General features: G+C 41.7%; 6 protein-coding genes and 1 pseudogene. 6 read left to right on the top strand and 1 reads right to left on the bottom strand.

What is annotated here, in order from left to right:
* Positions 1-137: 137 nt before the first annotated feature.
* A pseudogene (locus O9332_RS23785) lies at positions 138-254 on the top strand (transposase); the annotation flags it as partial.
* Positions 255-322: 68 nt separating this feature from the next.
* Positions 323-856 carry a MogA/MoaB family molybdenum cofactor biosynthesis protein gene (locus O9332_RS23790; protein WP_004159364.1) on the top strand — a complete coding sequence of 178 codons (534 nt, stop codon included), beginning with the start codon at positions 323-325 and terminating at the stop codon, positions 854-856.
* Between the two features lies 1 nt (position 857).
* Here O9332_RS23790 and O9332_RS23795 read toward each other — a convergent pair whose 3' ends face one another.
* Positions 858-1469, bottom strand: coding sequence for a DUF8692 domain-containing protein (locus tag O9332_RS23795; protein ID WP_004159365.1), 612 nt, complete (start codon positions 1467-1469; stop codon positions 858-860).
* Between the two features lie 345 nt (positions 1470-1814).
* Here O9332_RS23795 and O9332_RS23800 point away from each other — a divergent pair, with 345 nt between their 5' ends.
* The 4 genes from O9332_RS23800 to O9332_RS23815 all read left to right on the top strand — a co-directional run bounded on the left by O9332_RS23800 (position 1815) and on the right by O9332_RS23815 (position 5839).
* Positions 1815-2480 carry an urease accessory protein UreF gene (locus O9332_RS23800; RefSeq protein WP_288027670.1) on the top strand — a complete coding sequence of 222 codons (666 nt, stop codon included), beginning with the start codon at positions 1815-1817 and terminating at the stop codon, positions 2478-2480.
* 208 nt (positions 2481-2688) lie between these two features.
* Positions 2689-3639, top strand: coding sequence for a glycosyltransferase family 2 protein (locus O9332_RS23805; RefSeq protein WP_004159368.1), 951 nt, complete (start codon positions 2689-2691; stop codon positions 3637-3639).
* 5 nt (positions 3640-3644) lie between these two features.
* Complete coding sequence (gene hpsU / locus O9332_RS23810; protein ID WP_004159371.1) at positions 3645-4235, top strand: hormogonium polysaccharide biosynthesis acetyltransferase HpsU; 591 nt, start codon at positions 3645-3647, stop codon at positions 4233-4235.
* A 587-nt stretch (positions 4236-4822) separates the two neighbouring features.
* Entirely contained in the window at positions 4823-5839 is a 1017-nt protein-coding gene (locus O9332_RS23815; RefSeq protein ID WP_288027671.1) for a vWA domain-containing protein, read from the top strand.
* The last annotated feature ends 99 nt before the right edge of the window (positions 5840-5938 follow it).

Genomic DNA, 5938 nt, shown 5'->3' on the forward strand with positions numbered 1-5938 from the left:
AAATCCTTATCTGGCAAGAGATTTAATTGATTAGTTCGCTCTAGATCGCAAACAATTGACAAAAATCGCGGTAATGTCTTTCTCTATAAGGGTTTCATTCCTTATAACCCCCATCCATTGCATAACACAAACCGAAGAGCCAAAGATGTGTAGGATTGGATGTAGGCTTAAAAGTTTTCTACGCTAATAGTTATGGGGAAACGGTAGAAATACCGCAATACTATCGCCAGGCAGAAAAAAGATTAAATCGTCTGACCCCCCCTTGCCCCAAGGGGGCGCTCTGGCGAATGTTGGATACGTCCTGTCAGATTAAGGAAACTCGATGAACCAAGAATCCCTCGCTTTTAGTGACGGGAGTGTCAATCCCCATCCCGACACCGCCCCCCTTAACCTTACCTGTGCCGTAGTCACGGTGAGCGATACTCGTACCCCAGAGACGGATAGGAGTGGCCAAATAATTCAAGAGTTACTAACTCGATCGGGTCATGATATCGGCCTATACTTAATTATCCCCGATCAACCCTTACAAATTCAAGCAATCTTACCAGAGATTAGCAATCAAAATCAGATAAAAGTCTTAATTCTCAATGGGGGTACGGGTATTGCTCCCAGAGACAATACCTATGATGCTTTAGTACCTTTATTAAGGATTACTTTGCCCGGTTTTGGCGAATTATTTCGTTATCTCAGCTATCAGGAAATTGGCTCCCGTGCCATGGCATCAAGGGCAATAGCTGGGGTTTATCAAAACTTATTAGTCTTTTCTCTCCCTGGTTCCACTAATGCCGTTAAATTAGCCCTAGAAAAACTGATTCTTCCCGAAATTTTACATCTGGTTAAACAGATGAATGGATAATTTATTGGGATTTGATCTGGGCTGAAATTTCTTGAAAACATACATCCCAAAAATAGCCAGCTAGATTCACAGCACTTAACAGTTTAGGAATTCCTTCACTTAGACTAGCAAAACCTTGATTTTTAAGCTGGAGAAAATCGATAGCGATTGCAAAAGTTAAAAGTGCTAAAGCAATGATTAAAATTTGGTAATAAGTTTGTCTTATTCGCCGCCAAAATGCTAAACCATAAATCAGAATTGCGAGGGCATAAACAGAGATAGTCAAAAATTTGGAAATATTAAAATAGAGGAGAATGATATGAATTCTGAAGATTTCATTGATGGCAAAAAGTCCCGTTATTATGCCAGAAACAAGTAAAAAATGGCGAGAATTATTGAAACTTGCCTTGCGGGACAATAAAGCATAACTAAAAAGGCAAACAATCGGAGGGAAACAACAAAGCAATTGAAAAGAATGGGTTAATAAACCAGCGATCGGAGTTGGGGGAGTAGCGGGAGGATAAAACAAAAGACTAGAGTTTAATTCTGCCCGATCAACCCAAGCAGTCAAAGCTAAAATCAAGAGGAGAACGACAAGATTTATTTTCAGAAAATGCTGTTCTCGTGAGGACATAAGTAGAGTTGGTTGAATAAATCTAAAAACCTTGTTGGATAATATCTTTAGGCTTTTTTGAAATCAAAAAGTGCCAGCCGAGAGTGATTGGGGGGAAAATCCCTGGACTTTTTCCCTGAAAATTAGGTAATTGACTCCCTGAAAATGGGGAAAACCCCACACCCCACACCCCACACCCTGCCACCAAGAAAAACTTTTTGCCGCAAACCCTAAGTATAGTAGTTGATAATTGTGGCTATTAATCACGGTATAATTCACAAAGTGCCGCTTTCTACCCGCTCGATCTAAATAACGAAGTGCCAAGCATTTCCCTGATTGTGTTAAGGACAATTTTCTCGGTTTTCTATGCTCAATCAAAAAGAACTTTTGTGTTTATTACAATTGGCTAGTCCCATTTTACCCGTGGGGGGCTATAGTTATTCCGAAGGGCTAGAAACCCTCGTCGAAAAGGGGATTATCTCCAATAGTGCCAGCTTAAATGATTGGTTAGAGCGATCGCTTTGTCAAGGCTCGATTCGCTTAGAAACGGCTGTTTTGCTAAGGGTATATCGTTGTTTTTGTCAAGAGGATTTTACAAAACTTAATTATTGGGATAATTGGTTATCGGCAACGCGGGAAACGGCCGAATTAAGACAACAAAGCTGGCAAATGGGGCGATCGCTGTTAAACTTATTGCGGGAGTTAGCACCGGCCAGAGATAATCTACCAGAACAGGCTAATTATGCCACCGCTTTTGCGATCGGGGCAAGTCATTGGCAAATTGGCGAAGAATTAGCGGTTTTAGGCTATTTACACAGTTGGGCAAGTAATTTAATCAATGCAGGATTGCGTTTAATTCCCCTTGGACAAACCCTAGGACAATCGCTTCTGATCGGTTTACAGCCCAGTTTATTAACAGCAACAGCAGATATTATCAGTTTAGCCGATGAAAACCTGAGCAGTTGGAGTTGGGGGCTAAGTTTTGCCAGTATGAACCACGAAACCCAGTATAGTCGTCTATTTCGCAGTTAGAAATTAGCGATCAAATTTTTCGCTATTTTCTGGGAGAATATGCAAGTCTCTAGGAGTCTCTCTCTTGGGTTCAAGCCGACATTTTTAGGTAAAAAACCAAATAAGGTATAGTAAGATCAAGAAAAATCTTAGGTCCTAGTTCTCGCTTTCTGAGTGACTAAGGGTTTTAAGGAAAGATGCGAACACTCTACCTAGCCACAGTGTACCAATGTTTAGTCAATCAGAAAAAATTCCCGTTTCGGTGTTAATTCCCGCCAAAAACGAGGAATCTAACCTTCCCGCCTGTTTAGAGAGTGTTGCTAGGGCTGATGAAGTGTTTGTCGTCGATTCCCAAAGTAGCGATCGCTCGATCAAAATATCTACCAACTATGGGGCTAATGTAGTCCAATTTTATTTTAATGGTCGTTGGCCGAAAAAGAAAAACTGGTCCCTCGATAATCTGCCTTTTCGCAATGAATGGGTATTAATCGTCGATTGTGATGAGAGAATCACCCCCGAACTATGGGACGAAATCGCCACCGTGATCCAAGATCCCGACTATAACGGTTATTATCTCAATCGTCGCGTCTTCTTCCTCGGACAGTGGATCCGTTATGGTGGCAAGTATCCCGACTGGAATCTGCGTTTATTTAAACATAAGTCGGGCAGATACGAGAATTTAAACACGGAAGATATCCCCAACACGGGAGATAACGAAGTTCATGAACACGTTATCCTTGATGGCAAGGTGGGATATCTGAAAAATGATATGCTGCACATCGATTTCCGCGATATCTATCATTGGTTAGAAAGACATAATCGTTATTCCAACTGGGAAGCGCGGGTTTATTACAATATTCTCACGGGTAATGACGAAAGTGGCACGATCGGAGCGCACCTGTTCGGTGATGCGGTGCAGAGGAAACGTTTTTTAAAGAAAATATGGGTAAAATTGCCCTTTAAACCGCTGCTGCGCTTTATTCTCTTTTATTTTATCCGTCTCGGTTTCCTGGATGGCAAAGCTGGTTATATCTACGGTCGTCTTTTGAGTCAGTACGAATACCAAATAGGGGTTAAATTGTACGAATTACGGCAATTTGGCGGTAAATTAAACGTTAATGCCCAGGCTAATCCCCCGGTTAAACCCTCGGAACCTCAACCCGCAGAAATGATTAAATAAGTCCTATGTCCCCAGAAATCCGCACCGATGAGGAAGCGTGGCTAGATCTGCGTACCTACGATCAATCTTGGTTTGATCGCGGTCGTTCTAATCCAATTATCCTACTTTGGTGGTTAGTACAGGGGATTCTTTTCCCCCTTAGTTTGCACCAGATGGATAGCTTTCGCTGCGCTGTTTTGCGTCTATTCGGGGCTAAAATCGGCCTTGGGGTGAAAATTCGCCCGACGGCAAGGGTTTCTTATCCTTGGAAAGTTGCGATCGGCGATTATACTTGGATTGGCGATGATGTGGTGATTTATAGTTTAGATAACGTTACCATCGGCAGTCATTGTGTGATTTCTCAAAAATGCTATCTTTGCACTGGCAGTCACGATCCCAGCGATCGCTCTTTCAGCTTAAAAACCACTCCCATCCTCATTGGTAATGGTACTTGGATCGCAGCCGATTGTTTCCTGGCTCCGGGGGTAAAAATTGGCTCTAATGTTGTTATTGGGGCAAGAAGTAGCGTATTTGCCGATATTCCCGCTCAAAAGGTCGCTTGGGGCAGTCCCTGTCGTCCTCAATACGATAGAAAGATGAATTCTTATAGCAGTTAGGGCTGACTCAATAAATCTAAAAACCTTGTTGGGTAAGACTTTTAGACTTTTTGGAAACCAAAAAGTACCAGATCCCGGAGTGATCGGGTGGAAAATTCCGGGACTTTTTCCCTGAAAATTAGGTAATTGACCCCCTCAAAATCGCTAAAACCCTACACCCTACACCCCACAACCGTTCGGACCTCGGCGTGAGCTTTTGTCAAACGCTGAGCTCACGGCCGAAGCCTGCCCCCAGGAAAAACTTTTTGCCGCAAACCCTATTTATTGTAGGGGCGTAAGGCTTGCGCTCAGACTAAATCTGGTTTTATTGGCTACTCCTGATCTATTCGTCTTGAGCTAAAGCGATTATGCCATCTGATTTGTAAATTTTTGTGAAGATTTATGGTTTATCTTGAATAACTGAGGAAACTAGCTCAAATAACTGGTAAAACCAAAAATAACCCTTTTTTGAGCTATTTATCATCAATTAATCTTAAATTAAGTCTAAAAAGACTATTTTTGGCAATTAAAGCCTAAGCTTGTTGATCTTCTGCATAACTTCTCCTCTAAGTCACGATATAGAGAAGTAGGGTGATCAAAAACAGCCTATGACTAGCTTAAGACAGAAGCGAACGAGAAAAATCAGTAAACCCCTGCTCTTTGGGTTATGGGGTGCGGGAGGGTGCTTAATTGCTTCTCTTTTTGGTGAAATTTTCCTTCATTTTGCCTTACCCCCTGCTATTACCCCTGTCACTCCCTCTATTCCTAAAGTAGATATACTCTTTGTTTTAGATGTCACTGCAAGTATGAATGAGGAGATAAATGGCGTAAAAGAAGGAATTCAGCAGTTTTCCCAAGAATTAAGCAGCCAAAAGCTAGATGCAAAAATCGGATTAATTGCCTTTGGCGATCGCTTATATGGGGAAGAAAGCCAGATTTTAAGCTTTCCCGACGGAGTTTTTACCGCAGATCCGACTTTATTTAGGCAAAAAGTGGCGGAAATTCAACAAGTTAATGGCGGAGATGCTCCAGAAAGCAGTTTAGATGCTTTAGATTTAGCAGCAAATCAGCCTTTTCGCTCAGATTCGACTAAAGTTATCCTTCTGATCACGGATGCTCCTCCTCAAGTTCCTGATTTAACGATGAAATCTTTAGATGGGGTTAAGAGAAGTTTACAGATTCACCAGATTAACCAACTTCACTTAGTTATACAGTTTACGGATCAATTCACCTATCGTCAATTACAGGCAAATAACCCTGGAGAAGTCTTTTTGTTGGGTGAAACCGCATCGGGAAGACAAGGATTTGCCAAAATCTTACCCTTACTGGGTGAAACTATTGCTCAAACCACTTTACAAAGTTTACAAAGTAATCAAAATTATGCCACAGAAGATCGAGAGCGATTATTGATGGTGACATCGGTTTGGACGGGAATTTTAGCCATTGGTATTGCTTTAGCCTTAATAATGGGGCAAAATGCCTATTTGCGTCGTCGTCTTTTAGGGATATCCGAAGGTTTTCAAGGCACATTTGGCAGTGTCATCGCTGGAATTATTGCCGGAGCAGTCGGACAGTTAATTTTTACGGCTCTTCGGTTTGTGTTATGCAATGGATGGGGGTTATAAGGAATGAAACCCTTATAGAGACAGACATTACCGCGATTTTTGTCAATTGTTTGCGATCTAGAGCGAACTAATCAATTAAATCTCTTGCCAGATAAGGAT

It is taken from the genome of Microcystis sp. LE19-10.1B, from assembly GCF_027530565.1.
Taxonomy (GTDB): Bacteria; Cyanobacteriota; Cyanobacteriia; order Cyanobacteriales; family Microcystaceae; genus Microcystis; species Microcystis aeruginosa.

Coding starts and splice junctions, on each gene's coding strand:
- O9332_RS23790 (WP_004159364.1), top strand. CDS start 323: ATGAACCAAGAATCCCTCGCTTTTAGTGACGGGAGTGTCAATCCCCAT.
- O9332_RS23795 (WP_004159365.1), bottom strand. CDS start 1,469: ATGTCCTCACGAGAACAGCATTTTCTGAAAATAAATCTTGTCGTTCTC.
- O9332_RS23800 (WP_288027670.1), top strand. CDS start 1,815: ATGCTCAATCAAAAAGAACTTTTGTGTTTATTACAATTGGCTAGTCCC.
- O9332_RS23805 (WP_004159368.1), top strand. CDS start 2,689: ATGTTTAGTCAATCAGAAAAAATTCCCGTTTCGGTGTTAATTCCCGCC.
- hpsU (WP_004159371.1), top strand. CDS start 3,645: ATGTCCCCAGAAATCCGCACCGATGAGGAAGCGTGGCTAGATCTGCGT.
- O9332_RS23815 (WP_288027671.1), top strand. CDS start 4,823: ATGACTAGCTTAAGACAGAAGCGAACGAGAAAAATCAGTAAACCCCTG.